The sequence below is a fragment of the Variovorax sp. R-27 genome, assembly GCF_049913215.1.
Lineage (GTDB): Bacteria > Pseudomonadota > Gammaproteobacteria > Burkholderiales > Burkholderiaceae_C > Variovorax.
Genome location: NZ_CP183984.1, coordinates 2,158,988 through 2,183,045, shown reverse-complemented (window position 1 = coordinate 2,183,045; position 24,058 = coordinate 2,158,988). Strand labels below are relative to the sequence as shown.

At 66.5% G+C, this 24,058-nt stretch carries 20 protein-coding genes and 1 pseudogene; 18 read left to right on the top strand and 3 right to left on the bottom strand.

Features of this window, described 5'->3' with window-relative positions; translation table 11 throughout:
- Positions 1-67: 67 nt before the first annotated feature.
- Positions 68-946, bottom strand: coding sequence for a LysR substrate-binding domain-containing protein (locus ACN9MV_RS10005; RefSeq protein WP_097199660.1), 879 nt, complete (start codon positions 944-946; stop codon positions 68-70).
- Between the two features lie 210 nt (positions 947-1,156).
- Between ACN9MV_RS10005 and psrA the strand changes: the two genes are divergently transcribed.
- From psrA to ACN9MV_RS09965, 8 genes and pseudogenes are all read left to right on the top strand, one after another.
- Positions 1,157-2,251 carry an iron-containing alcohol dehydrogenase PsrA gene (psrA, locus tag ACN9MV_RS10000; RefSeq protein ID WP_426392014.1) on the top strand — a complete coding sequence of 365 codons (1,095 nt, stop codon included), beginning with the start codon at positions 1,157-1,159 and terminating at the stop codon, positions 2,249-2,251.
- A gap of 104 nt (positions 2,252-2,355) precedes the next feature.
- Positions 2,356-3,666, top strand: a complete 1,311-nt coding sequence (locus ACN9MV_RS09995) for an MFS transporter (RefSeq protein ID WP_093058196.1) — start codon at positions 2,356-2,358, stop codon at positions 3,664-3,666.
- Positions 3,667-3,705: 39 nt separating this feature from the next.
- On the top strand, positions 3,706-4,932 hold the full coding sequence (gene phnA / locus ACN9MV_RS09990) for a phosphonoacetate hydrolase (RefSeq protein WP_426392012.1): 1,227 nt from the start codon (positions 3,706-3,708) through the stop codon (positions 4,930-4,932).
- Positions 4,933-4,955: 23 nt separating this feature from the next.
- Positions 4,956-6,405: pseudogene (phnY, locus tag ACN9MV_RS09985) on the top strand (phosphonoacetaldehyde dehydrogenase).
- A gap of 234 nt (positions 6,406-6,639) precedes the next feature.
- Positions 6,640-8,883 (top strand): hypothetical protein, encoded by a 2,244-nt coding sequence (locus ACN9MV_RS09980; protein ID WP_426392011.1) that lies wholly within the window; start codon positions 6,640-6,642, stop codon positions 8,881-8,883.
- 13 nt (positions 8,884-8,896) lie between these two features.
- A complete protein-coding gene (locus ACN9MV_RS09975; RefSeq protein WP_426392009.1) occupies positions 8,897-9,142 on the top strand; it encodes a hypothetical protein in 246 nt (81 codons plus the stop codon).
- A gap of 22 nt (positions 9,143-9,164) precedes the next feature.
- Positions 9,165-11,315, top strand: coding sequence for a phosphocholine-specific phospholipase C (locus tag ACN9MV_RS09970; protein ID WP_426392007.1), 2,151 nt, complete (start codon positions 9,165-9,167; stop codon positions 11,313-11,315).
- A gap of 82 nt (positions 11,316-11,397) precedes the next feature.
- Positions 11,398-12,309 (top strand): LysR substrate-binding domain-containing protein, encoded by a 912-nt coding sequence (locus ACN9MV_RS09965; protein ID WP_093082742.1) that lies wholly within the window; start codon positions 11,398-11,400, stop codon positions 12,307-12,309.
- On the opposite strand, the gene ACN9MV_RS09960 is transcribed toward ACN9MV_RS09965, so the two are convergent.
- The gene (locus tag ACN9MV_RS09960; RefSeq protein ID WP_093082744.1) at positions 12,302-13,189 is read right to left on the bottom strand and encodes a LysR substrate-binding domain-containing protein; all 888 of its coding nucleotides are present in this window, start codon (positions 13,187-13,189) and stop codon (positions 12,302-12,304) included. The two genes, ACN9MV_RS09965 and ACN9MV_RS09960, sit on opposite strands and share 8 nt — an antisense overlap.
- 116 nt (positions 13,190-13,305) lie before the next feature.
- On the opposite strand from ACN9MV_RS09960, the gene phnD reads away from it, so the two are divergent.
- The 4 genes from phnD to ACN9MV_RS09940 all read left to right on the top strand — a co-directional run bounded on the left by phnD (position 13,306) and on the right by ACN9MV_RS09940 (position 18,125).
- Positions 13,306-14,175, top strand: coding sequence for a phosphonate ABC transporter substrate-binding protein (gene phnD / locus ACN9MV_RS09955; protein WP_426392005.1), 870 nt, complete (start codon positions 13,306-13,308; stop codon positions 14,173-14,175).
- Positions 14,172-14,978, top strand: coding sequence for a phosphonate ABC transporter ATP-binding protein (gene phnC, locus ACN9MV_RS09950; RefSeq protein ID WP_426392004.1), 807 nt, complete (start codon positions 14,172-14,174; stop codon positions 14,976-14,978). The genes phnD and phnC overlap by 4 nt, the downstream gene beginning before the upstream one ends.
- Positions 14,975-15,814, top strand: coding sequence for a phosphonate ABC transporter, permease protein PhnE (gene phnE / locus ACN9MV_RS09945; RefSeq protein WP_218149814.1), 840 nt, complete (start codon positions 14,975-14,977; stop codon positions 15,812-15,814). Before phnC ends, phnE begins: the two co-directional genes overlap by 4 nt.
- A gap of 244 nt (positions 15,815-16,058) precedes the next feature.
- Positions 16,059-18,125 (top strand): histidine-type phosphatase, encoded by a 2,067-nt coding sequence (locus ACN9MV_RS09940; RefSeq protein ID WP_426392003.1) that lies wholly within the window; start codon positions 16,059-16,061, stop codon positions 18,123-18,125.
- Between the two features lie 17 nt (positions 18,126-18,142).
- Here ACN9MV_RS09940 and ACN9MV_RS09935 read toward each other — a convergent pair whose 3' ends face one another.
- Positions 18,143-19,147 (bottom strand): LysR family transcriptional regulator, encoded by a 1,005-nt coding sequence (locus tag ACN9MV_RS09935; protein ID WP_093050221.1) that lies wholly within the window; start codon positions 19,145-19,147, stop codon positions 18,143-18,145.
- Between the two features lie 102 nt (positions 19,148-19,249).
- Here ACN9MV_RS09935 and ACN9MV_RS09930 point away from each other — a divergent pair, with 102 nt between their 5' ends.
- The 6 genes from ACN9MV_RS09930 to ACN9MV_RS09905 all read left to right on the top strand — a co-directional run bounded on the left by ACN9MV_RS09930 (position 19,250) and on the right by ACN9MV_RS09905 (position 24,050).
- Positions 19,250-20,479 carry a pyridoxal phosphate-dependent aminotransferase gene (locus ACN9MV_RS09930; RefSeq protein WP_426392002.1) on the top strand — a complete coding sequence of 410 codons (1,230 nt, stop codon included), beginning with the start codon at positions 19,250-19,252 and terminating at the stop codon, positions 20,477-20,479.
- The gene (locus ACN9MV_RS09925) at positions 20,476-21,462 is read left to right on the top strand and encodes a Bug family tripartite tricarboxylate transporter substrate binding protein (protein WP_093082757.1); all 987 of its coding nucleotides are present in this window, start codon (positions 20,476-20,478) and stop codon (positions 21,460-21,462) included. Before ACN9MV_RS09930 ends, ACN9MV_RS09925 begins: the two co-directional genes overlap by 4 nt.
- A 22-nt stretch (positions 21,463-21,484) precedes the next feature.
- The gene (locus ACN9MV_RS09920) at positions 21,485-22,171 is read left to right on the top strand and encodes an RraA family protein (protein ID WP_426392001.1); all 687 of its coding nucleotides are present in this window, start codon (positions 21,485-21,487) and stop codon (positions 22,169-22,171) included.
- Positions 22,172-22,321: 150 nt separating this feature from the next.
- Positions 22,322-22,540, top strand: a complete 219-nt coding sequence (locus tag ACN9MV_RS09915) for a hypothetical protein (RefSeq protein WP_093180058.1) — start codon at positions 22,322-22,324, stop codon at positions 22,538-22,540.
- Positions 22,541-22,750: 210 nt separating this feature from the next.
- Complete coding sequence (gene xth / locus ACN9MV_RS09910) at positions 22,751-23,536, top strand: exodeoxyribonuclease III (RefSeq protein ID WP_426391999.1); 786 nt, start codon at positions 22,751-22,753, stop codon at positions 23,534-23,536.
- Positions 23,537-23,540: 4 nt separating this feature from the next.
- Positions 23,541-24,050 (top strand): hypothetical protein, encoded by a 510-nt coding sequence (locus ACN9MV_RS09905; RefSeq protein WP_093082763.1) that lies wholly within the window; start codon positions 23,541-23,543, stop codon positions 24,048-24,050.
- Positions 24,051-24,058: the final 8 nt, after the last annotated feature.

Below are 24,058 nucleotides of genomic sequence, written 5' to 3'. Positions count from 1 at the left end.
CCGACGCGCGGCTCTGGCGCAGTATGCGCCGCACAGGCGGGAGCGCAACCTTGGTGAAATCCCGCAGCTAGCCGGCTGGCCCCTCCAGGGCAACGGCAAAGAGGGCATCGATCAGCGGCCGCTCCCTGCGGATGGAAAGGCAGCACAGCGAATAGCTGATCGACAGCTGCTCATCGTCGATTGCCACGGCCGCCAGGCCCGGCAGCGGAATGAACTCCACCTGCGTGACGAAGCCGACGCCCATTCCGTTGGCCACCGCATGCAGGATGGCCTCGCGGCTGTTGATTTCCATGGCGCAGTGCAGGTTGACTTTCTGCTGCAGGCAGGCGCGCTCGACGCGATGCCGGGTCTTCGAACCGGGCTCGCGCAGGATGACCGTTTCGTGTTCGATGTCGCGGGTGGTGATCGATGCGCGCTTCGTCCACGCATGGCCTTCGGGCACTACCGCGACGATGCGCTCAGCGCGGTAGGGCGCGATGTGCAGGCCCTCGGCCGCCGCGGGTTCGGCGACGATGCCCACGTCGATGGAGAAGTCCTGCAGCCCCCGGAGGGTGGACTCCTCCGACCCGATCGACACCGTCAGGTCCAGCGACGGATGCGCCTCCTTGAAGTTACGCGCCAGCTCCAGCGCAATGGGCGGCGACACCGCGCCGACGCGCACCAGCCCCACCTTGAGCTTGCGGGCACTCTCCAGGAAGAGCATCGCCTCCTCCTCCTGCCCGAACAGGCCCTGCGTGATGGCATAGAGCCGCTCGCCGGCCGCGGTGAGCCGCACGCCGCGCCCGCTGCGCAGGAACAGTTCCACGTTGAAGCGGGCCTCCAGGGCCTTGACCTGGTCGGTCACCGTCGGCTGCCCGATGTGCAGGTACTGCGCCGCCGAGGTGAAGCCGCCCGTCTTCGCCACGGCATGGAAGCATCTGATCGATTTGTAGTACTGGTGGAACATGCATTCGGGCCCCGGCGAAGCCGGCGGCTCCTTCAGGAAGAAAGCCTCTCACAAGCACGCCCGGGCGCGAATGAGCGCTTTCCCGGTCGCGATGCCCGCACGGGCGATCCATCGATTTTCGACCATGCGGACACCGGAAATGCGATTGGACGCGATGGCGGGCCGCTTCGACACTGGCCGCCATACGAGACAACCGAAGCGAAAGACCCGATGCCCCACGCGTACCACAACCCCGTTTCCATCCACTGCGGCCGAGGCAGTCTGGAGCGGCTGCCCACGATCCTCGCCGGCCGCCGCGTCGTCGTCGTCACCTTTCCCGAAGCCCGCGAGCTCGGACTGGTCGCCCGCCTCCGCGAGCTCCTGAAAGACTCGCTGCTCGGGGTGATCGACGACGTGCGCCCCAATCCCGACGTGGCGCACTTGAGCGCCCTCTACAACCGCTTCTGGCAATCGCCCGAAGCATGCGATGCCATCGTCGCCGTGGGCGGCGGCAGCGCCATCGACACGGCCAAGGCGCTGATGGTGGGCACGGCAAGCGGCCAGTTCGACGAACTCGTCGGCCTGCTGGCGACCGGCAAGCCCTTTGCCCCCACCAGCGTCAAGCCGCTGATCGCGGTGCCGACGACGGCGGGCACCGGCAGCGAAGTGACGCCCTGGGCCACGATCTGGGATGCCGCCCGGCAGAAGAAGTACTCGCTGCACCTGGATGCCACCTGGCCCGAGGCCGCCATCGTCGATCCCGAGCTGATGCTTTCGGTGCCGGCGGGCACCACCGTGTCGACGGGGCTCGATGCGCTTTCCCACGCGCTGGAGTCGGTGTGGAACGTGAACGCGAACCCCATCTCCGACACCTTCGCCATCTCCGCCGTGCAGGATATCTTCGAGTGCCTGCCGGCGCTGCGGGCCGATCTCGGCAACATCGAACTGCGCGAGCGCATGGCGCTGGCCGCGCTCAAGGCCGGCCTTGCGTTCTCCAACACGAAGACGGCCCTGGCGCATTCGATCTCGTACGAGATGACCCTGCGCTACGGCCTGGCACATGGAATCGCCTGCTCGTTCACGCTACCGATCGTTCTTGAAAAGGCATGGGCCCGCTCTCCCGATCGGGACCGCACGCTGCAGCGCCTGTTCGGGCCGGACCTGGCCGCCGGTGCCCGGCGCTTGCGCGACTTTCTCCAGGGACTCGGCGTGAAGACCGAGTTCGCGGACTACGGCGTGGCGGACAGCGAAGCCGCGGCCATGATCGCGCGCGCCATGGATGGCGCGCGCGGCAAGAACTTCATAGGGGCGGTGTCCGCCTGGTAGTCAGTTAGTCGGTTAGTCGGTTGAATCTGTAGAACGTCGAAAAAAATGCCGGCATTCGAGCCGGTCCCACGGACCCACGTCCGTCAAGAACAGGAGACAAAGACATGCAATTGGCAAATCAAGGCCTGCAGGCCGGGGCGTACGCGCCGCCTCTCGAACATTCATTCCGGCGCGCGCAGTGGCGAATGCTGCTGGCCGCGATGTTCTGCTACCTCTTCTTCTATACCGGCCGGCAGACCTTCGGCTTCGCCATCCCAGGGCTGCAGAAGGAATTCGGATTGTCGAAGGAGGTCTTGGGTTGGGCCTCGGCCAGCCTGCTGTGGTGCTACGCCATCGGCCAGGCGATCAACGGCAACCTCGCCGACAAGTTCGGCGGCCGGCGCGTGATGACCGCGGGCGCCATCCTGTCCTGCGCGGCCAACTGGGTCGTGAGCTTCGCCGTCGGGTTCAAGACGCTCGCGATTCCATGGGGCGTCAACGGCTACTTCCAGGCGCTCGGCTGGGCGCCGGGCAGCCGCCTGCTGTCGAACTGGTGGGGCACCGGGGAGCGCGGCAAGGTCTTCGGCTTCTACACCTTCGCTGCCGGATGCGCGTCGGTCCTGTCGTTCGTCACGTCCATCGTGGTGGTCAACGTGCTGCACCTGGACTGGCGCTGGATCTTCAGGCTGCCCGTGCTGCTGATGCTGGTGGGCGGCATCGCGTTCTACCTGATAGCCCGGGAGCGCCCCGAAGACCTCGGCTTCAAGTCGCCCGACACCGGCATAGCCAACGCGGAAGACGCGAAGGCCGCGTCCCTGCAGCACACCACGCCCGACGAAAGCTCGTGGACGCGCTACAAGGCCGTGCTCTGCAACCCGAAGCTGCTCATCGCGGCACTCGCCATCGGCTTCCAGAATGCCGCGCGCTACGGGCTGATCGTCTGGGTGCCGGTGCACTTTCTCGGCAAGGACTGGAGCAAGATGGCCGACGGCATGATCGATCCCGCATGGATCTCGGTCGCACTGCCGGTGGGCATGGCCTTCGGTGCTCTCACCAACGGCTGGATCTCCGACCGCGTCTTCGGCTCGAAGCGCTACAAGGCCATCGTGCTGTACATGCTGCTGGGTGCGGCCGCCTCCGTCGGCATGTACCTGCTGCCCACGAGCATCGGCGGGCTGGCGCTTCTTTTCCTCGCAGGCTTCTTCGTCTACGGCCCCGCCTCTTCGTTCTGGGCGCTGTGCCCCGACCTCGTGGGAGCCAAGCGCTCGGGCACCGCCACCGGCGTCATGAACTTCTTCTCGTACCTGCTGGCGGGCCTCGGCGAACCGCTGATCGGCCGGCTGCTGGATCACTCGGGCAACACCTCGATGGTCTTTCCGATCGTGGCCGCCAGCTGCCTCATCAGCGCCTTCATCGCGGTCTTCATCCGTCGCTGAAAGAGCCCTTTTCTCTTCACCTCCAAGGAATCCCTTCTCATGAAACCCGACTCGCTGGAAGTCAATGCCCGCAGCTACCGCTGGATGAGCCGCCCCGTCGTGGTGGTGTGCGTCGATGGCTGCGAGCCTGCGTACCTGGACGCGGCCATCGCAGCCGGCGTAGCCCCCTGCATCGAGCGCATGCGCAAGACCGGAGCAGACCTGCTGGCCGACTGCGTGGTGCCCTCCTTCACCAACCCGAACAACCTGTCCATCGTCACCGGCGCCCCACCGGCCGTGCACGGCATCTGCGGCAACTACTTCTTCGACCGCGAACTCGGCCAGGAAGTCATGATGAACGACCCCAAGTACCTGCGCGCGGGCACCGTGCTCGCAGCCTTCGCCGATGCGGGCGCTTCGCTTGCCGTGGTCACCGCCAAGGACAAGCTGCGCAAGCTGCTGGGCCACCGCATGAAGGGCATCTGCTTCTCGTCCGAGAAGGCCGACCAGGCCACCATCGAGGAGAACGGCATCGACGGCGTGGTCGAGATGGTCGGCATGCCCGTGCCCTCGGTGTACAGCGCGGAGCTCTCGGAGTTCGTCTTCGCCGCCGGCGTGAAGCTCATGGAATCGCGCCGCCCCGACCTGATGTACCTGTCGACCACCGACTACGTGCAGCACAAGGCCGCCCCCGGCAGCCCCGCGGCCAACGCCTTCTACGCCATGATGGACGGCTACCTCGCGCAGCTCGATGCGCTGGGCGCCACCATCGTGCTCACGGCCGACCACGGCATGAACGACAAGCACGACGCCGACGGCGCGCCCAAGGTCATCTACCTGCAGGACGTGCTCGACGACTGGTATGGCAAGGACCAGGCCCGCGTGATCCTGCCGATCACCGACCCGTACGTGGTGCACCACGGCGCCCTCGGCTCCTTCGCCACCGTGTACGCCCCCGACGAGGCCCGCGTGCCGGGCTGGATCGAGCGCATCCAGCGCCTGCCGGGCATGGAGCTGGTGCTCTCGCGCAAGGACGCGGCCGCGCGCTTCGAGCTGCCGCCCGACCGCATCGGCGACATCGTGGTGGTCAGCGAGCAGAGCACGGTCATCGGCACCTCGGCCAGCCGGCATGACCTGTCGGCGCTGGAAGTGCCGCTGCGCTCGCACGGCGGGGTGTCGGAGCAGCGCGTGCCGCTGATCTGCAACCGGCCGGTCACCGGCATTGCCGCCAGCCGCCGGCTGCGCAACTTCGATGCGCTGGACCTTGCGCTGAACCACGCCCAGTAAACCGTCGCCCGGAGCACTCCCCCATGAGCCAAGCCACCCTGAAGCCAGGCACCATTCACCGCGAAGCCCTGCGCATTGCCGGCGAGCGGATTCACCGCGACCGCACGATCGACGTCACCTACCCCTACACCGGCGAAGTGATCGCCACCGTGCCCAAGGCCACGCTCGAAGATGTTCGGGTGGCCTACAAGATCGCGCGCGACTACAAGCCCACCCTCACGCGCTACGAGCGCTACAAGATCCTGATGCGCGCGGGCGAGATCATCGCCTCGCGCCTGGACGAGATCTCGCGCGTGATCACGATGGAGTCGGGCCTGTGCCGCAAGGACTCGCTGTACGAGGTGGGCCGCGCCTCCGACGTGCTGCTGTTCGCGGCCAACCAGGCGCTGGTGGACGACGGCCAGGTGTTCTCCTGCGACCTCACGCACCACGGCAAGAGCCGCAAGGTCTACAGCGCTGCGCGAGCCGCTGCAGGGGGCGATCACGGCCATCACGCCGTTCAACCATCCGCTGAACCAGGTGATCCACAAGGTGGCGCCCTCCATTGCCACCAACAACCGCATGGTGCTCAAGCCCAGCGAGAAGACGCCGCTGACGGCCTTCATCCTGGCCGACATCCTGTACGAGGCGGGCCTGCCGCCGCCGATGCTGTCGGTGATCACGGGAGACCCGCGCGAGATTGCCGACGAGATGCTCACCAGCGCCGACGTGGACCTGGTCACCTTCACGGGGGGCGTGGCCATCGGCAAGTACATCGCGGGCAAGGCGGTGTACAAGCGCCAGATCCTGGAGCTGGGGGGCAATGACCCGATCATCGTGATGGAGGATGCAGACGTCGAGGAGGCGGCCACGCTGGCGGCCAGCGGCTCGTACAAGAACTCGGGCCAGCGCTGCACGGCGATCAAGCGCATGCTGGTGCACGAGGCGGTGGCGGACCGGTTCGTGGAGCTGCTGCTGGCCAAGACAAAGGCGCTGAAGTACGGCGACCCGATGGACCCGGCCACGGACATGGGCACGGTGATCGACGAGGCGGCTGCGATCCAGTTCGAGGCGGTGGTCAACGAGGCCATCAAGGCGGGTGCGAAGCTGCTGTACGGCAATGAGCGCAGCGGTGCGCTGTATTCGCCCACGGTGCTCGACCATGTGGACCCCGGGATGACGGTGGCCAGGCACGAGACCTTCGGGCCGGTGTCGCCGGTGATCCGCTTCAGGACGATCGAGGAGGCGATCCGCATCTCCAACGGCACGGCCTACGGGCTGTCGTCGGCGGTGTGCACGAACCGCATGGACTACATCACGCGCTTCATCCGCGAGCTGAACGTGGGCAGCGTCAACGTGCGCGAGGTGCCGGGCTACCGCCTGGAGCTTACGCCCTTCGGCGGCATCAAGGACTCGGGCCTCGGATACAAGGAAGGCGTGCTCGAGGCCATGAAGAGCTTTACCAACACCAAGACCTACTCGTTGCCCTGGTGAGCTCGAGGCCTGCTCCCGGATACACCGGGAACCAGGCCCTGGCCGCCCACCGCATCGCACTCTCCATCGTCTTGCGTCCCTTGCCAGGGGCGCCGAAGTCGCGCGCGTGGATGCGCCTCGATCTGACGAAAAAGCCGACAGGACTATCGAAATACCCATGGGCTTTCGTCGCTGGCACGTCACCCCGCTCTTCTGTAATTCGACCACTCCCCCCACCAGAGGCAGCCGAAAAAAATGTCAGTCGAGCACTTCATTCCCCAAGCCATTCCCCCAGGCGCCGCCATGCGGGCGCGCAAGGCACCAGACCCGACCGGCGCGCGGCAGTGCGCCACCGGATGGACGCGCACCTTCGCGCTCACGACCGCGCTCGTTGCCGCACTGAGCGGCTGTGGCGGCGGCAGCGGTTCGGGCGGCGCGGCACTTGCATTGCCGGCCCCGTCATCACCCGCCCCCACGTCGCCCGAAGCACCATCGACGCCGCTCGCCAACCGCACGCTGGTCATCGACCTCGACGGCGCCACCTACGCCGCAGTGCAAAGCGGCATCGCCGGCGGCACGCTCCCGAACCTCGCCAAGCTCGAAGTGAGGCTGGCCTACAGCGGCGGCATGGCCGGCACGCCCAGCCAGCAACCCACGCTGGACACGCCCGGCTGGGCGACGCTGCTCACCGGCACCTGGGCCAGCCGCCACCAGGTGATGTCGGAAGCACCGAAGCAGGCGGTGCGCGGCGCCACCGTGTTCCAGTTGACCAAGGGCAGGAACACGGGGCCGAACAGTGCGGCCGTCGCTTCGTCGGGGCTGGCCCAATTGCTGTCTTCCGACCACGACAGCGGCTATCTCGACTCGCTCACCGATTGCTCCGGCAATGCGACCGCCACCGACTGCGTGACCACGCAAGCCACGCAACTGATCGGCGGCGACTACGCGACGGTGCTCGCGCAGTACCGCGCGATGAAGGACGCCGCACTTGACTTCGGACTCGGCTCCACGCAGTACGCGGGCACGCTGGCCAAGCTCGACAAGGCCGTCGGCACTCTCGTCGACGCCACGTCGAAGCGCCCAAACACCCGGTGGCTCGTCGTGGTGACCGGCAACCACGGGCTCAGCGCCAACAGCCAGGACGACGGCCTGCCGCTGGTGCCCGAGTCGAGCACCTTCATCGGCCTGAACCAGCCTGCGAACATGGGAACGCAAGGCGTCGGCGCTGCACTGCCGCAGAAGCTGACCGACCTGTATGCGAACGCCAGCATCGCCGACGTTGCGCCGACCGTGCTCGGCTATCTGGGCGCACTGCCGGACGCGAAGACCTACGCGCTGGACGGCAGCCCGTTGACCGGCGCGCAGGCCGTGTCGCAGCTGACCACATCGGTGGTCGACAACAACTCCTCCAGCGCGAGCGTGGTGCTGAACTGGACGGCTCCGGCCAAGGGCGCGATCACGGTCATGCGCGACGGACAGGTAATCGCTTCGAACCTGCCGGCGGGCACCGCCACGTACACCGACAACCAGCTCTCGCAAGTGTTGAGCGCCAAGGGCACGTACCAGCTCAGCTACACGGTGCAGGCCGGCGACGGCGCGGACGCCGCGTCGAGGGCCGTGCTCTCACCACTCGTGTCCTACGTTCCGCCGGTTCCGCTGGCGCCGACGCTGAAGAACGGACTGGTCTCCTACTACCCGTTCAGCGCCACGCTGCCGCCGGTCGATGCGATGGCGCACAGCACGATGGGGCCCGCCGCGAGCGACCTTCCGCCCGCAGCCGGCCTCGTGGTGCCGGGTCCGTTCGCGGGCACCAACGGCCTGCTGGTGGACACGAGCTTCGTCAACACCAACGGCGTCGAGGGCTACCGTCTCACACCGGCCGATGGCTTCGACATCTCCAAGGGCACGGCACCGCAATTCACCATCGGGCTCTGGTTCAAGACGCCATCGTGCGTTGCCACCAACAACGTGACCATCGTCTCCAACAAGAGCTATGTGAGCGGCGGCAATGCCGGCGTTGCCATCGGCCTGTTCGCCAGCTCGGGCAACCAGTGCGGCGTGGCGTTCAACATCGGCTCCGGCGGGGGCGTGCGCGCGGACGGGCCGACCAGCCCCTACACGCAGATCACCGTCAACCGCTGGGTGTACATCGCCTTCTCGGTCGACGGCGTGGCCAAGACCATGAACATGTACGTGTTCGATCCGGTGACAAGCACCACCAACCGCGTGGCCGTGGGCAAGTCGACGGGGTCGGTCGATCTCTCCAAGCTCTCGCCGTTTCCGCAGTGGGGCATCGGCGACGACGGCACCGGCACATTCCTGATGAACAAGTGCAACGGCACCGTCACGCCGCCGTACTACGCCGGCAAGTGCGCAACCGCGCCCACGTACCAGCACCACTTCGGCGACCTGGCGATGTGGAACCGCGTGCTGACCGATGCCGAGCTGCAATCGATCTTCCTGTCGAACAAGCCGTTGTCGACGCTGCCGGTCAACTGAGGAGGCGCGCACCATGAAATCCAGCTTCTGCTTCTTCCTTGCAGCAGGTATTGCGTGCCTGTTCATCGCCGGATGCGGTGGCGGCAGCGATGGCGGCGGGACCAGCCTGCAGTTGCCCGTCGCTGCCGCAACAACAACCGGCGACGGCGCGGCGCCTGCCGAGGTTCCGATCGTGGCGGCGCCCTGCGCGAGCTGCGCGGCCGCCGGCACCGACCTGCCGCCAACGCTCCCGAACTCGAAGCTCAACTGCGCGCCCTGAGGGCACGTCGATTGCAACAACCATGACCCCATTCAACCGCCGCTCCTTCCTGCGCGCCGCCGCGGCCGGCGCCGCACTCGGCCCGTTTCCACCCGCCATCCAGCGCGCGCTTGCCATTCCGGCGAACAACGCGACGGGCACCATCAACGACGTGGAGCACGTCATCATCCTGATGCAGGAGAACCGCTCCTTCGACCACTACTACGGCACCATGCCCGGCGTGCGCGGCTTCAGCGACCGCTTCACCATTCCGATGGCTTCGGGCAACCCCGTGTGGCTGCAGCAGGGCGCCGCCGACGCAGTGCAGCCGTTCTATCTCGATGCGACCAAGGGCAACGCGCTGCGCGTCGGCGGCGCGCACGACTGGGGCGACCAGCAGTCTGCGTGGGACGGCGGGCGCATGGCGGCATGGCCGAAGGCCAAGAACACCAAGATCTCGATGGGCTACCTGCAGCAGTCCGACCTGCCGTTCCACTGGGCGCTGGCCAATGCCTTCACCATCTGCGACGCGTATCACACGTCGATCCACACGGGCACCTTCACCAACCGCATGTTCCTGTGGAGCGGCACGAACGGCGCGAACGTGGCCGGCCAGGCTTGCGTGACCAACGCCAACTGGGGTGGCCTGGGGCCCTCCACCGACGGCCTGACCTGGACCACTTACCCCGAGCGGCTGCAGGCCGCCGGCGTGCGCTGGAAGGTCTACAACAGGCCGGGCAACAACAGCAACAACAACCAGCTGGTGGCGTTCGCTTCCTATCGCGCCGTCGACGAGCAGCTGCGGTCGCAAGGCTCGCCGAATGTGGCGTACTCGCCTGCGATCGAAGCGCAGTCGCCGCTGTACAAGGGCTTCGGCAACACCATGCCCGACGGCGGCTACCTGCAGGCGGTGGCCGACGACATCGCCGCGGGCACGCTGCCGCAGGTGAGCTGGATCGTCGCGCCGGGGCCCTACAGCGAGCACCCGAGCATGTCGGTCCCGCAGCAGGGCGCGTGGTACATCCAGACGCTGCTCGACATGCTCACCGCCAATCCGGAGGTGTGGAGCAAGACCGTGCTCATCATCAACTTCGACGAGAACGACTGCTTCTTCGACCACATGCCGCCGCCGGCCCCGCCGTGGCGCAACGCGGACGGCACCTATGCCGGCAAGTCGACGGCGGACATCACCAACGAGTACTACACGATGCCGCCGCCGCCCGGCGACTCGAGCAAGCGCACGCCCGACGGCAAGCCCTTCGGCGCCGGCGTGCGGCTGCCGATGCTGGTGATTTCTCCGTGGAGCATCGGCGGCTGGGTCAACTCGCAGGTGTTCGACCACACCTCGACGCTGCGCTTCCTGGAGCAGCGCTTCGGCGTGCGCGAGACCAACATCAGCCCGTGGCGCCGCACGGTGTTCGGCGACCTGATGTCGTGCTTCGACTTCCGCAACCCGAACGCGGCCAAGCCCGCGCTGGTGACAGCGCCGACCAAGGCGCAGGCCGATGCCACGCTGTCGCAGCAGGTGGCCGCGCCCGGCGTGCCGGTGCCTGCGGCGGGCTCGGTGCCGCTGCCTTCGCAGGCGCTCGCCCTGCGGCCTTCGCGTGCGCTTCCGTATCACCTGCACACCAGCGCCAACGTCGACCTGCCCAACGGCCAGGTGTGGCTCACGTTCAGCAACACGGGCACGCAAGGCGCCGTGTTCCATGTGTACGACGAGCTGAACCTGTCGCGCTACCCCAGGCGCTTCACCGTGGAGCCCGGCAAGATGATTTCCGACGCCTGGGCGGCGGTGGCCGACAACGCGGGCAAATACAGCCTGTGGGTGCTCGGGCCCAACGGCTATCACCGGCGCTTCAAGGGCGACCTCGGCGCGCTGGCGAGCGGGCCGAACCCGGAAGTTCGCGTGTGCTACGACAGCAGCGGCAACTCGGTGTACCTGACGATCATGAACATGGGCAACGCCCCAGCGACCGTGACGGTCGGCGCCAACGCGTACCGCACAGACGGCCCCTGGACCTACACCGTGGCGCCCGGCATGCAGGTGGAGCCGTCATGGTCGCTCGCAGGCACCAACAGCTGGTACGACTTCACGCTGACCATGGGCGCCAGTTTCGAGCGGCGCTTCGCGGGCCGGCTGGAGACCGGCAAGGACGGCGTGAGCGATCCGGCCATGGGGGTCGCGGCCACGTAGCCAGCGGCTTACACGCGGCCATCATGATCGCCCGGCATCATGGCGCCCTTTCAGACGACCCAGTGGCCCGGGAGAACCTGCAGTGACGCTCAACCAGATTCGCGCATTCATCGCCGTCGCGCAAGAGGGCGGCTTCACAGCCGCCGCGCGCACGCTGGGCATGAGCCACAGCACACTCAATTCGCAGATCCAGATGATGGAGCGCGAATATGGCGCCGAGCTGTTCCACCGCCGCGGCCGGCGCGTGGAACTATCGGCGCTGGGGCTGGAGATGCTGCCCCTGGCCCGACGCATGATCGCGCTCGAAGGCGACATGAGCTCGCTGCTGGACGACAGCGGCAAGCTGCGGTACGGATCGCTGAAGGTCGGCGCGGTCGGGCCCTTTCATGTCACCGAGATGATCGAGGCGTACCACGCGGTCCACCCTCGCATCAAGATCTCCATCACGCTGGGCAATTCCGAAGTGATCCTCGACGCGCTCGACAAATACGTGAGCGACGTGGGCGTGCTGGCAAGCCGGTTTCCCGACGAGCGCTACTACACGCAGCTCTACGCGCAGTACCCGGTGATCGTGTTCGTGCACGTCGATCATCCGTTCGCCAAGCGCAAGTCGATCGCGCTGAAGGAGTTGTCGGGACAACCGCTGCTGATGCGCGAACCCGCCTCCACGACCCGCAAGGCGCTGGAGGACGCGTTGATCGCGCAGGGCGTGACCGTGCAGGTCGCGATGGAAATCGGAAGCCGCGAGGCGCTGCGCGAAGCCGTGGCCAGGGGGCTTGGCATCGGCACCGTCTCGCAGTCCGAATACGTGCCCGATCCGCGCCTGAGGCCGGTGCGCATCGAAGGCGATGTCGTCTCCACGCACATTCACGTGTGCTGCCTGCGCGAGCGTCGGGAGAGTCGGCTGATCTCGTCGTTCTTCGATGCGATCGACGCCCGCCTGCAGGCTCGCGGAGGATCGATGCCGTCGCTTGCCTCCTCAGCGCTCAGGTAGCCGCAGGCTGCAGCCCCTTGCGCAGCTTCAGCGCCACGTCGAAGAAGGATGCGAGCACGCGGCTCTCGCGCCTGATCTGGAGGCAATAGAGGTAGGTGTGCGTCACGGCGGGGTCGCCCTCTATGCGAACGGTGCGCAGGCGCTCGTCCGGAATGAACTCCGCCTCCGAGACGGCACCGATGCCGATGCCGCGCGCGGCCGCTTCGCGGATGGCCTCGCGGCTTCCGATTTCCATGGCGAGCTTCGGACGGACGCCCGCGCGCTGGAAAGCCTCGTCGAGCGCGCGCCGCGTGCTCGAGCCGCTTTCGCGCTGGAGCATCGGCTGTCCGTGCAACTCGTCCAGCCGGATCTGGCCGCGGCTCGCGAAGGGGTGGTCGCGATGCACGAACAGGATGAGTGCGTGCCGCGCATACGGCGTGGCACTGAAGCCGGGCGCCTCATGGAAGCGCGCCAGCACGCCGATGTCGACGGCGTATTCCTCCAGGTCCTTGAACACCGAGGACGAATTGCCCATGCGGATAGAGACGTCGAGGCGCGGGTAGCGCTTGCGGTAGGCATCGACCATCTCGATGACGTGGAAGGGGCCAACCGCCCCGAGCTTGAGTTCGCCGGACTGGAGGTCGCCGCTGTCGTGAAGGAGGTTGTACGAGTCCTGCTCCAGCGAAGCGATCTGCCGCGCGATGGGTAGAAGGCGCTCGCCGACGCTGGTGAGTTCGATGCGGTGACCCTGGCGATGGAAGAGCACGACGTTGTGCTGGCGCTCAAGGGCCTGGACCTGGGTGGTGAGCGTCGGCTGGCTCAGGCCCACGGCACGCGCGGCTGCGCTGAAGCTGCCGTGCTGGGCCACGGCGAGAAAAGCACGGAGTCTGGCTGCTGACATCCATAGATTGTCTCAATAGATGCGTGACAAATACGTGATCGATTTGATATTTCGTTGTCACATGGCGTTCTTAGTCTTGCGCTAACTCCCAACCTCCACCCCACCGAGCACCACCCATGAGCCCCCTCTTTCGCCTGCGCCGAAGCCTGATCGCCCTCGCCCTGTCCACCGTCGCCGCCATGCCGGCACTGGCCGCGCCGCCTCTCACCATCGGCCTGATTCCGGCCGAGGACTCGCAGGCCATGATCGAGAGCAGCCGCCAGGTGCTCGACAGCCTGCAGCAGCAACTGGGCATGCCGGTCAAGCCCTTCGTGGCCACCGACTACAACGGCGTCATCGAAGCACTGCGTTCGAAGAAGCTCGACGTGGCCTACCTCGGCCCGTTCTCGTACGTGCTGGCCAACCAGATCGCCGACGTGGAAGCCTTCGCGGTGGCCGTCACGAAGAAGACCGGCCAGAGCTCCTACAAGAGCGTGATCATTGCGCGCAAGGAAAGCGGCCTCGCCAAGACCGCCGACCTGAAGGGCCGCACCTTCGCCTTCGTAGACCCGACCTCCGCGTCCGGCCACCTGTTCCCCAAGGCGGGCCTGCTGCAGGCCGGCTACGACCCCGAGACCTTCTTCAGCCGCGTCATCTTCTCGGGCTCGCACGACGCCAGCATCCTCGCCGTGGCCAACAAGAAGGTCGATGCCGCAGCCGTGGCGGACCGCATCCTCGCGAGCGCCATCGCCAAGGGCCAGGTGAAAGCGGACGAGTTCGAGATCGTCTGGTCGTCGAACCCGATTCCCGAATCGCCGATGGTCTGGCGCAAAGATCTCGATCCGGCGCTGAAGGCGAAGATCGCGAAGGCCCTGGCCAACGTCAAGGACCTGCCGTGGGGCGACCAGGGCGTGCTGAACGGCTTCCAGCCCACGAACGACGCGGCCTACAACGTCGTGCGCGACACCGCCAAGGTGCTCAAGCTCGATCTGCGGAGCATGAAGTGATCCGCATCCGGCGGCTCACCAAGCAGTACGGCGACAACGCCGTGCTGCGCGGCGTTGACCTGGACGCGGCTGCGGGCGAGTTCGTGGTGGTGCTCGGCGAGTCGGGTGCCGGCAAATCGACCCTGCTGCGATGCGTGAACCGCCTGGCCGTGGCGGACGGCGGCGAACTGAAGGTCGACGGCATGGATGCCGTGCAGTGCGCGGACACGCGCGCGCTGCGCCAGCGTGTCGCAATGATCTTCCAGCACCACAACGTGGTGCCGCGGCTGAGCGCGTTGAAGAACGTGCTGACCGGCCGTCTGGGTGCAGTGTCGACGCTCGCTTCGGTAATGCACTTCTTCAGCCGCGAAGACATCGCGCTGGCGCACGAGTGCCTGGGCCGCGTGGGCCTTGCGCACAAGGCGCATGAACGCACCGATTCGCTGTCGGGCGGCCAGATGCAGCGCGTGGGCATCGCCCGTGCGCTTGCGCAGCGACCGAGGCTGATCCTCGCGGACGAACCGGTTGCCAGTCTCGACCCGCAGACCTCGCGCAAAGTGCTGCAGTACCTGCACGATGCCTCGCGCGACCTGGGGATCACCGTGCTGTGCAACCTGCATCAGGTCGACTACGCGCGCGAGTTTGCCGACCGCATCGTCGGGCTCGCGCAAGGCCGCGTCGTGTTCGATGGCGTGCCGCAGGCCATGGGGCAGGACGACATCGATCGCATCTACAACATGCCGCAACCGGCCGTCGACCGGAAGGACGCAGCCAGCACCCCGACTGCACTGGCCATGCCCTCGATGGCCGGCACGCAAGGATGAACATGACGAACATGAAGACCGCATCGACCAGATACGCCTGGACCGGCCCGCTCCCCGAAGGGCGCCGCGGCTGGTTCAACCTGCTCATCGGACTCTGCATCGTGGCCTGGGCGCTGCAATGGAGCGCCGCCGGAGCCCAGCTCAGCTGGACGGAACTCGCAGCGGGCCTGCCGCAGATCCTGGACTTTCTCGGCCGCACCCTGCCGCCCGACCTGAACATCCTCAGCCGCCTCGTCGCACCCGCGCTCGAGACCGTGCAGATCGCGGTGTGGGGAACGCTGCTGGCCGTGCTACCCGCCATTCCCCTTTCGTTCCTGGCCGCGCGCAACCTGCAGAGCAACCGGTGGATATACCAGAGCACGCGGCAGGCATTGAACGTGGTGCGCAGCATCAACGAGCTCATCCTGGCACTGGTGTTCGTCTCGGCCGTGGGCCTGGGGCCGTTTCCCGGTGTGCTGGCGCTGGCGCTCCATGGCGCGGGCATGCTGGGCAAGTTCTTCGCGGATGCCATCGAGGAAATCGACCAGGGCCCGCTCGAAGCCTTGCGCGCGACCGGCGCGCGGCCGTTGCAGGTCATCGTGTTCGGCGTGCTGCCGCAAGTCGTCACTGCGTGGATCGCCGTGGTGCTCTATCGCTTCGAGGTGAACCTGCGCTCGGCGACGGTGCTGGGCATGGTCGGCGCGGGCGGACTCGGCTTCGAGCTGGTGAGCAGCCTCAAGCTCTTTCGCTATCCCGAGACAGCCACCTGCATCATCGTCATCACCGTGATGGTGATTGTTGCGGACACGCTTTCCAGCCAATTGCGCCACCGCATCCAGCGCAGCGGGCGGCACTGATCGCGCGTAGTCAGTGCCAGCCTGGCCAGCTGACCAGGACCTGACCACCTTCTGCTGCGCTCTGTCAGTCACCGCCATGTCACGCACGCGCTGAAAGCTCCACCCCTTTCGCTCGTCCGTGACTCTCATGCAGCCTACTTCTCCGCTTCGCCGCGCCCTGGCCCTCGTGCCGGTTTCTTGTCTCAGTCTCTCGGCGCTCCTGCTGGTTGCATGCGGAGGGGGAGACAGCGGTTCTTCTTTCGTCTTGCCTCCGGCCGCCGGGGTTTCCACAACGCCGGGCAGCACAACGACCACCAGCACCAGCGGGGTCGTGGTCGGCAGCTACTTCGTCAACGCCAAGGTCTGCCTGGACCTCAACTCCAACGGCCGCTGCGATGCGGGCGAACCGTCCACCCGATCGGACAAGCAGGGCGGCTTCACGCTTGCCGGCTCGGGCGCGGGCATCGTGGCCGAGATCGGCACCGATGCCACGGAGCTCGATCCGTCCATCCCCTCTTCCAAGCCGGTGACTTCAGCGCTCGTGCTGCGTGCGCCGAAGGAAGCACCGGGCGTTGTCGACTTCGAATCGACCGCTGTGGTCGCGGAGATGGAAGCCAACGGGCTCGACTTCAAGACCGCTGCGGGCAAGGTGGCAATCTCTGTCGGCGTGGTCGCGTCGAAGCTCCTCGGCGACATCAACACCGAGAGCGACCCTGTTGCCAAGGCCGCGCTCAAGGCCGCTTCCGACGAAGGCCTGCAGCGCATCCGCGATGCGCTCGCATCGGCCGCGAACACTGACGACGTCAAGGCGGTGGTAACGGCCGCCGCCCTGACCGACCGCTACTACCAGACCAAGGCGCCGTACCGCCCGCAGCAGGATGTCAGCACCTACGAGGCAGCGCCCACGGGCTTCTCGCCGGTCTACACCGAGGTGGTTGCGCGCCACGGCTCGCGCGGGCTCTCGGGCCTCAAGTACGACCTTGCGATCTACAACATGTGGAAGAAGGCACAGGACGACGGCGCCCTCACGCCACTGGGCGAGAAGCTCGGGCCCGACGTGCTGAAGATCATGAAGGCCAACTTCCTGCTCGGCTATGGCGTGGCCGGCATCAGCACGCCCGGCTACGGCAACGAGACGCAGGTTGGCATCAACGAGCACACGCAGCTTGCGGCAAGGCTGGTCCAGCGCCTGCCGGCCTACTGGAAGCAGATCGGCGACAACGCCGGCTCCGCCCCGCGCCAGATCGTGACGGTGACCTCCGGCGTCGACCGCGCAGTCGACAGCGGCAACTTCTTCGTGCAGTCGCTCAAGGCGGTGCAGCCTGCGCTGGCGCCGCTGCTGACCTATCCGCCGGCACCGGCGCCCTACCCCGACAACGGCACGGCCGTGAGCCAGCCGGTGGGCACCAACCGCTTCCTGCTGTACTTCCACAAGCTGGTGAAGGCGACCGACCTGGTAACGAACACCACCGATCCGCTCTACACGACCTACCAGGCCAGCCTGGCCTACCAGAACTACAAGAGCAACGATGCCGACCTGCTCGCCAAGCAGAGCGGCCTGACGGTCGCGCCGGAGGCCGCGGCTGCCGGCCGCTTGCTGCTGGAGCGCCTGTTCGCCAGGAGCTTCGTCGACAAGATCGCCAACGGCACGTACAGCTTTTCCAACAGCGGCAGCTTCAGCTACACGAGCGACGACGGCAAGTTCGCGCCCAGCCTGAGCGGCGACGGCAAGACATCGATCAAGTCGCCCGGCGACGCAGGCGCGCTGCTGTACGAGCTGTATGTGATCGCCCCCGCGATGCGCAGCGAGGCCGGCGTCGATTTCACGGCCTACATGCCGGCAGCGCAGGCGAAGTTCTTCGCCGCGCTCAACGACGGCTCCGATTTCTACGACAAGGGCCCCGGCATGACGGAGAAGGGCGACATCACTTCGCGCATGTCGCAGATCCTGGTCGACGACATGTTCAACGAAGTCGATGCAATCGCCAGGGGCGACCGCTCGCACGCGGCCAAGCTGCGCTTCACGCACGCGGAAATCATGATGCCCTTCGCGGTGCGCATGGGCCTGAAGGGCGAGGACCAGAGCGTGCCCAAGGCCTCCAGCTTCAGCTACGACAGCAACACGTGGCGCGGCGACTACGTCTCGCCGATGGCGGCCAACATGCAGTGGGACGTGTTCGCCGACGGCGGCGGAAAACTGCTCGTGCGCATGCTCTACAACGAGAAGGAAACCGACTTCAAGGCGGCCTGCGATGGCGCCAAGGCTGCGGGCACGGCGCACTACTACGACTACACGGGCCTGAAGGCCTGCTACGGGCACGTGACCCAGTAGGCCCAGTAACCCCGCATCTATTTCCTGGTCTTCCTGGCAGGCGTCTTCACGCCCTGGCGCAGCGAGCGCTGCCTCAGCGTCGCGCCCGAGCCCCGCGGTGGGCGCGCCGGGGCCACGTCGTGCTGGCTCGCCCGCAAGGTGAAATCGCATGTCTTCACGGCCAGCTCGACGATGCGCGCCAGCGCGGGGCTGGAGTTGTCGCGCCGGTAGACCGCGCTGTAGACCAGCGGCGGCGGCATGGGGTCGCTCTTCACCACACGCAGCAGGCCGCTCTTGATGTCCGGGCGCACATAGTCGAGCGCCTGCTGGCTGATGCCGAAGCCGCTGATCGTCAGTTCGCGCAAGACGGTCGTGCTGTTCGTCAGCATGACCTTGCCGAAGCGGAAGCCGTGCTCCGCGCGCCAGGCTTCGTAGAACCTGTTCTTCGAGGCGCCTGCAGGCTGCTCGATCACGGGGTAGTCGGCAAACTCGTGCGGCTTCAATGCCCGCGCGGGAATGTCGAGCCGCGGACTCGCGATCCAGGCCTGGTCGACCTGCCCCACCTTGATCGATTCGAAGGCCTGGCCCCAGAAGATGCCGGGCATGATGGTCAGGTCGAGCTTGTTGGCTTCGAGGCGCTCGAAGAGCGTGAGCCCCGCGTCCACCACGGGCTCCAGCGTTACCTGGGGATGCAGCTTCTGCAGCAGCTGGATCAGGCGCGTGAGCCAGGTCATCGCAATCAGCTCCGTCACGCCCACCCGGAAGGTGCCGCGCAGCGTCTTGTCGAGGCTGATGTCGTGCTCGATGCGCTGCCAGAGCCGTTGCGCTTCCTCCGCGAGCGGCAGCAGCTCCCGGCCAGCCTGGGCCAGCTCCAGGCCGTGGGAGGTGCGATGAAGCAAGGGGCCGCCGAGTGATTCCTCCAGTTCCGCCAGGCGCTTGGAGATGGCCGACTGCGTGGTGTGCAGCTTCACCGCCGCGGCACTGAAGCTCTGGAGCTTGGCGCTGAAGAGGAAGGCCTCCAGCTGCTTGAAAGTGAAGTTCATGCCAGCGGAATGTACGCCCATGGCTCTGCAGGAAAAAAAGGAATACCGCGCCCCTCCGATTTCTCGTTTGTCCTGCGGCAGCCGGACTTTGATACTGCGTGCATGCTTCACATTGCACCACGCCTGAATCGAATCAAACCATCCCCCAGTTCCATGGCCGGCCAGAGGGCGCGCGAGCTGCGCGCGATGGGTCGAGACATCCTCGGCCTGACCGCGGGCGAGCCCGACTTCGAGACACCCGGGCACATCAAGGAAGCGGCAATCCGAGCCATGACCGACGGCCAGACCCGCTACACGGACGTGGGCGGCACGCCGGTGCTGAAGGAAGCCATTGCCGGCAAGTTCCTGAACGAGAACGAGCTGGCCTACACACCGGGCGAGATCATCGTGGGCACCGGCGCCAAGCAGGTGATCTTCAACGCGCTCATGTGCACGGTCGCGGCGGGTGACGAGGTGATCGTGCCGGCGCCCTACTGGGTGTCTTACCCGGACATCGCCCTGCTGGCCGGCGGCGTCCCCGTCTTCGTCGACTGCCCGGCGGCATCGGGCTTCAAGCTGCAGCCTGCCGACCTCGAACGCTCCATCACCGGCAAGACGCGCTGGCTGATGCTGAACTCGCCGAACAACCCGAGCGGGGCGACCTACACGCGTGCCGAGCTCCAGGCACTGGCCGAGGTGCTGCGGCGCCACCCCCACGTCTGGGTGCTGACCGACGACATCTACGAGCACCTGATCTATGGCGACGTCGAGTTCGCCACCATGGCCCAGGTGGCGCCCGATCTCAAGGACCGCACGCTGACGGTGAACGGCGTTTCCAAGGCCTACGCGATGACGGGCTGGCGCATCGGCTACGGCGCCGGGCCTTCGGCGCTGATCAAGGCGATGGTCAAGCTCCAGTCGCAGAGCACCTCCGGGCCGAACTCGATCGCACAGGCTGCGGCAGTCGCCGCGCTCACGGGGCCGCAGGACACCATTGCCTCGAACCGGCGCGAATACGAGAAGCGGCGCGACATGGTGGTTGCCTCGCTCAATGCCATCGACGGCATCCATTGCGCAGCGCCCGACGGTGCGTTCTACATCTTCGCGTCATGCAGCGCGCTGTTCGGTCTTCGCTCGCACAAGGGCGTCGCAATCGAAAGCAGCGACGACTGGGTGATGCACCTGCTCGATTCGCAGGACCTGGCGGCGCTGCAAGGCAGTGCCTACGGCGTGCCGACACATTTCCGCATTTCGTTCGCCGCCAGCACAGAGCAGCTGCTGGAAGGGTGCCGCCGCATTGCGCGGGCGCGCGACGAACTCTCGGGCCAAGCCATCAACCAGGAACTGCAATGAAACTCCAACCTCTTCTGAAGCTGCTGCCGGCCCTTGCCGCGGGCACCGTCTGGCTTGGCGCAACCCCTGCGTGGGCTGCAGATGCCTTTCCGTCGAAACCGGTGAAGATCCTCGTCGGCTTTTCGCCCGGCGGTTCCAACGACGTCGTGGCGCGCCTGATCGCGCCGAAGCTGGCGGAAGGGCTCGGGCAGCAAGTGCTGGTCGAAAACCGTCCCGGCGCCGGTGGCAACATCGCGGCATCGGCGATGCTCGGCGCGCCCGCGGACGGGCACACGCTGCTGATGTGCACCACGGGAACGCTGTCGATCCAGCCGTACATCCTGAAGAGCATGCCCTTCGATCCAGAGAAGGACATCGCACCGGTCACGCAAGTCGTCAACGCGCCCTACATGCTGCTGGTCAATTCGACCCTGCCGGTGAAGAGCGTCAAGGAGCTCGTTGCATACGCCAAGCAGAAGCCCGGCGAGATCAACTTCGCTTCTTCGGGCACGGGTACCGGCGGGCATCTTGCGGGCGAGATGCTGAAGAGCCGCGCAGGCATCGACATCGTTCACGTGGCCTACAAAGGCACTGGCCAGGCCATGACGGACCTCATTGCAGGCCAGGTCTCGATGATCTTCGACCAGCCCGTCAGCTCGATGCAGTACGCACGCGCCGGCAAGCTCCGCGCGCTGGCTGTGGCCAGCCCGCGCCGGCTGGCGGCCTTTCCGGACATTCCGACCGTGACGGAAGCCGGCGTTCCCGACTTCGACCCCGTGACCTGGGCAGGCATCTGCGCGGCGAAGAACACGCCGCCGGCCGTCGTCGAGCGCATCCAGCGCGAAGTTGCCAAGGTGCTGGCGATGCCCGAGATCTCCAAGCGGCTCGCTGCCGACGGCCTGGAGCCCGTAGGGAGCACCCCCGAGCAATTCCGCGCCTTCCTGGCTGCCGACAAGCGCAAGTGGGGCCGTGTGGTGAAGGACGCCGACGTCAAGGCCGAGTAAGAAAGAGAACGAGAGACAGACGATGAACCAGCTACCCGACATCATTCGCGACTTCGAGCGCGTTCCCTCCGATCTGGTCCGGCAGGCCTCGGCGTTCCAGCCTGCCATCCTTGCCGACGTGGCAGGCCGCCGCGGCGCCCTGCACGGCCGCATCCAGGCCTTGCGCCACCGGATGACGCTCGTCGGCAGTGCGCTCACGGTCGAAGTGCGGCCGGGCGACAACCTGATGATCCACGCCGCCATCGCGCTGGCAAAGCCCGGCGACGTGCTGGTGATCGACGGCAAGGGCGACCAGAGCGCCGCCCTGATGGGCACGATCATGATGAACGCCTGCCGGCAGGTCGGCATCGCCGGCGTGGTGATCGACGGCGCGGTGCGCGACAGCGTCGAGATCGACGAGATGGATTTTCCCGTCTTCTCGGTCGGCACCAATCCCAACGGCCCGACGAAGCTGGCCTCGGGGCGCATCGGGCATCCGGTGTCCGTGGGCGGCGTGGCCGTGCGTGCAGGCGACCTGGTCGTGGCCGATGCCGACGGCGTGGTGGTGGTCGAGCGGGAAAGAGTCGAGACGCTTCTTCAGGCCGCAAAGCAGAAGGTCGAGAACGAAGCCGCACGCATCGAGGCCATCAGGAAAGGCAACACGGCGGCCAAGTGGCTGGACTCCGCCCTGCGCAAGGCGGGCGTGCTCAAGGAAAACGAGACGCTGTAGGCAGCATTCGACCGATGGCATCTGCGCCGGGAGGGCGATTGCGCACGGCGGAATTCAGGCGCTCATAATGTCCGCCGGCCACGCCAGAGGCCGCCTTCCCCTCCTCTTTCAGATCCGAGCTTTCTTTTCTGGCGTTCACTGGACGACACCATGAGCTCATTGCACATGTTTCTACCGGTATGCGAACCAGCACGCAGCGAGGCGCTGGCGCAGTTGATAAGGACACACCACGTGCCCCGCCACCTCGTCAAAGGCATCGCGATCAGGAACCGCAGCGCATGCGGGCCGGCCGCTCCGGTCGACGCACCGCAGCAACCAAGCCTGCAGCAGGCGCAGGAATCCCAGGCACCTGCTGCTGCGCCGGAGTAGCCGCATCGCATTCGCCGTCCGGGCGCCTATGGCCGAAGAAACCGGAGTATTCCCCGGAGTGCCCGCCTGCCTGCCCCGAACTACTGTTGCGCCCACTTACCTGCCTTGCACTCGGAGAGGTCGAGTGCTTTTGCTAAGCTGACCGGCCAAATGCAGCGCTGCGCCGCGCGCGACGCAAAGATCATTGGCAATCAACAAGTCAGCAAACCCATGAAAATCGCCACCTGGAACGTCAATTCCCTCACTGCGCGCCTGCAGCACGTGCTCGACTGGCTCATTGCCAACCCGGTCGACGTGCTGTGCCTGCAGGAGCTCAAGATGACCGAAGACAAGTTCCCGCTCGAGGTGCTGAAGTCGGCCGGCTACGAGGCCGCGGTGTTCGGCCAGAAGACCTACAACGGCGTGGCGATTCTCAGCCTTGCACCGGTGCGCGACGTGGTGAAGAACATCACCGGCTTCAGCGACGACCAGTCGCGCGTGATCGCGGCCACGGTCGAGACGCCTTCGGGTCCGCTGCGTGTGGTCAACGGCTACTTCGTGAACGGCCAGGAGCCGGGCAGCGAGAAGTTCGCATACAAGATGAAGTGGCTCGACGCACTGCGCGACTCGCTGCGCCAGGAGCTGGCGGCCAACCCGAACCTGGTGCTGCTGGGCGACTTCAACATCACGCCGGAAGACCGCGACAGCTTCGACCCGGTGGGCCTGAAGGAAACGATCCATCACACGACGGAAGAGCGCAACCACTTCAAGGCGCTGCTCGACCTGGGCCTGACGGACAGCTTTCGCATGTTCGAGCAGCCCGAGAAGAGCTATTCGTGGTGGGATTACCGCATGCTGGGCTACCAGAAGAACCGCGGGCTGCGCATCGACCACATCCTGGTGAGCCAGCCGCTGGTGCCGCGCGTGAAGGGCTGCATCATCGACCGCGTGCCGCGCAAGTGGGAAAAGCCGAGCGACCATGCGCCGGTGGTGCTCGATCTCGAGCAGGGTGCCTGAGCCCATGACCATACGCAACCTCGCAATCGTGGCCGTCGCGCTGACACTCACGGCCTGCTCGCTGCTGAAGCCCGGCGACAAGGCGGAAGAAGGCGGCAAGAGCGCTGCAACCTCGCCTGCGGACGAGACCGCGTCCGGACGCGACGTGCCGACGGTGCGGCTGATCACCGCGCAGACGCCGGCCGTGCGGACCTACCGCAAGATCGGCGCGCGCCACATCTACAACAAGTACGCGAGCCGCATCTACAAGGGCAAGATCCCGCCGCTGGTGTATGCGGTGGTGGTCGTCGAGACCGACATCGACGCCACGGGCAAGGTGATCAGGGTCGATTTCAGCCGCACGCCGAGCCATGCGCCCGAAGTACCGCCGATGATTGCGGAGCTGATCAAGGCCACGTCGCCCTTGCCGAACCCCGGCAAGCTCGGCGCCCACACGTACGTGGATACCTGGCTCTGGGACAAGAGCGGAAAGTTCCAGATCGATTCGCTGACCCTGGGCCAGCGAAGCCGATAAACACGCCG

Coding starts and splice junctions, on each gene's coding strand:
- ACN9MV_RS10005 (WP_097199660.1), bottom strand. CDS start 946: ATGTTCCACCAGTACTACAAATCGATCAGATGCTTCCATGCCGTGGCG.
- psrA (WP_426392014.1), top strand. CDS start 1,157: ATGCCCCACGCGTACCACAACCCCGTTTCCATCCACTGCGGCCGAGGC.
- ACN9MV_RS09995 (WP_093058196.1), top strand. CDS start 2,356: ATGCAATTGGCAAATCAAGGCCTGCAGGCCGGGGCGTACGCGCCGCCT.
- phnA (WP_426392012.1), top strand. CDS start 3,706: ATGAAACCCGACTCGCTGGAAGTCAATGCCCGCAGCTACCGCTGGATG.
- ACN9MV_RS09980 (WP_426392011.1), top strand. CDS start 6,640: ATGTCAGTCGAGCACTTCATTCCCCAAGCCATTCCCCCAGGCGCCGCC.
- ACN9MV_RS09975 (WP_426392009.1), top strand. CDS start 8,897: ATGAAATCCAGCTTCTGCTTCTTCCTTGCAGCAGGTATTGCGTGCCTG.
- ACN9MV_RS09970 (WP_426392007.1), top strand. CDS start 9,165: ATGACCCCATTCAACCGCCGCTCCTTCCTGCGCGCCGCCGCGGCCGGC.
- ACN9MV_RS09960 (WP_093082744.1), bottom strand. CDS start 13,189: ATGTCAGCAGCCAGACTCCGTGCTTTTCTCGCCGTGGCCCAGCACGGC.
- phnD (WP_426392005.1), top strand. CDS start 13,306: ATGAGCCCCCTCTTTCGCCTGCGCCGAAGCCTGATCGCCCTCGCCCTG.
- phnE (WP_218149814.1), top strand. CDS start 14,975: ATGAACATGACGAACATGAAGACCGCATCGACCAGATACGCCTGGACC.
- ACN9MV_RS09935 (WP_093050221.1), bottom strand. CDS start 19,147: ATGAACTTCACTTTCAAGCAGCTGGAGGCCTTCCTCTTCAGCGCCAAG.
- ACN9MV_RS09930 (WP_426392002.1), top strand. CDS start 19,250: ATGCTTCACATTGCACCACGCCTGAATCGAATCAAACCATCCCCCAGT.
- ACN9MV_RS09925 (WP_093082757.1), top strand. CDS start 20,476: ATGAAACTCCAACCTCTTCTGAAGCTGCTGCCGGCCCTTGCCGCGGGC.
- ACN9MV_RS09920 (WP_426392001.1), top strand. CDS start 21,485: ATGAACCAGCTACCCGACATCATTCGCGACTTCGAGCGCGTTCCCTCC.
- ACN9MV_RS09915 (WP_093180058.1), top strand. CDS start 22,322: ATGAGCTCATTGCACATGTTTCTACCGGTATGCGAACCAGCACGCAGC.
- xth (WP_426391999.1), top strand. CDS start 22,751: ATGAAAATCGCCACCTGGAACGTCAATTCCCTCACTGCGCGCCTGCAG.
- ACN9MV_RS09905 (WP_093082763.1), top strand. CDS start 23,541: ATGACCATACGCAACCTCGCAATCGTGGCCGTCGCGCTGACACTCACG.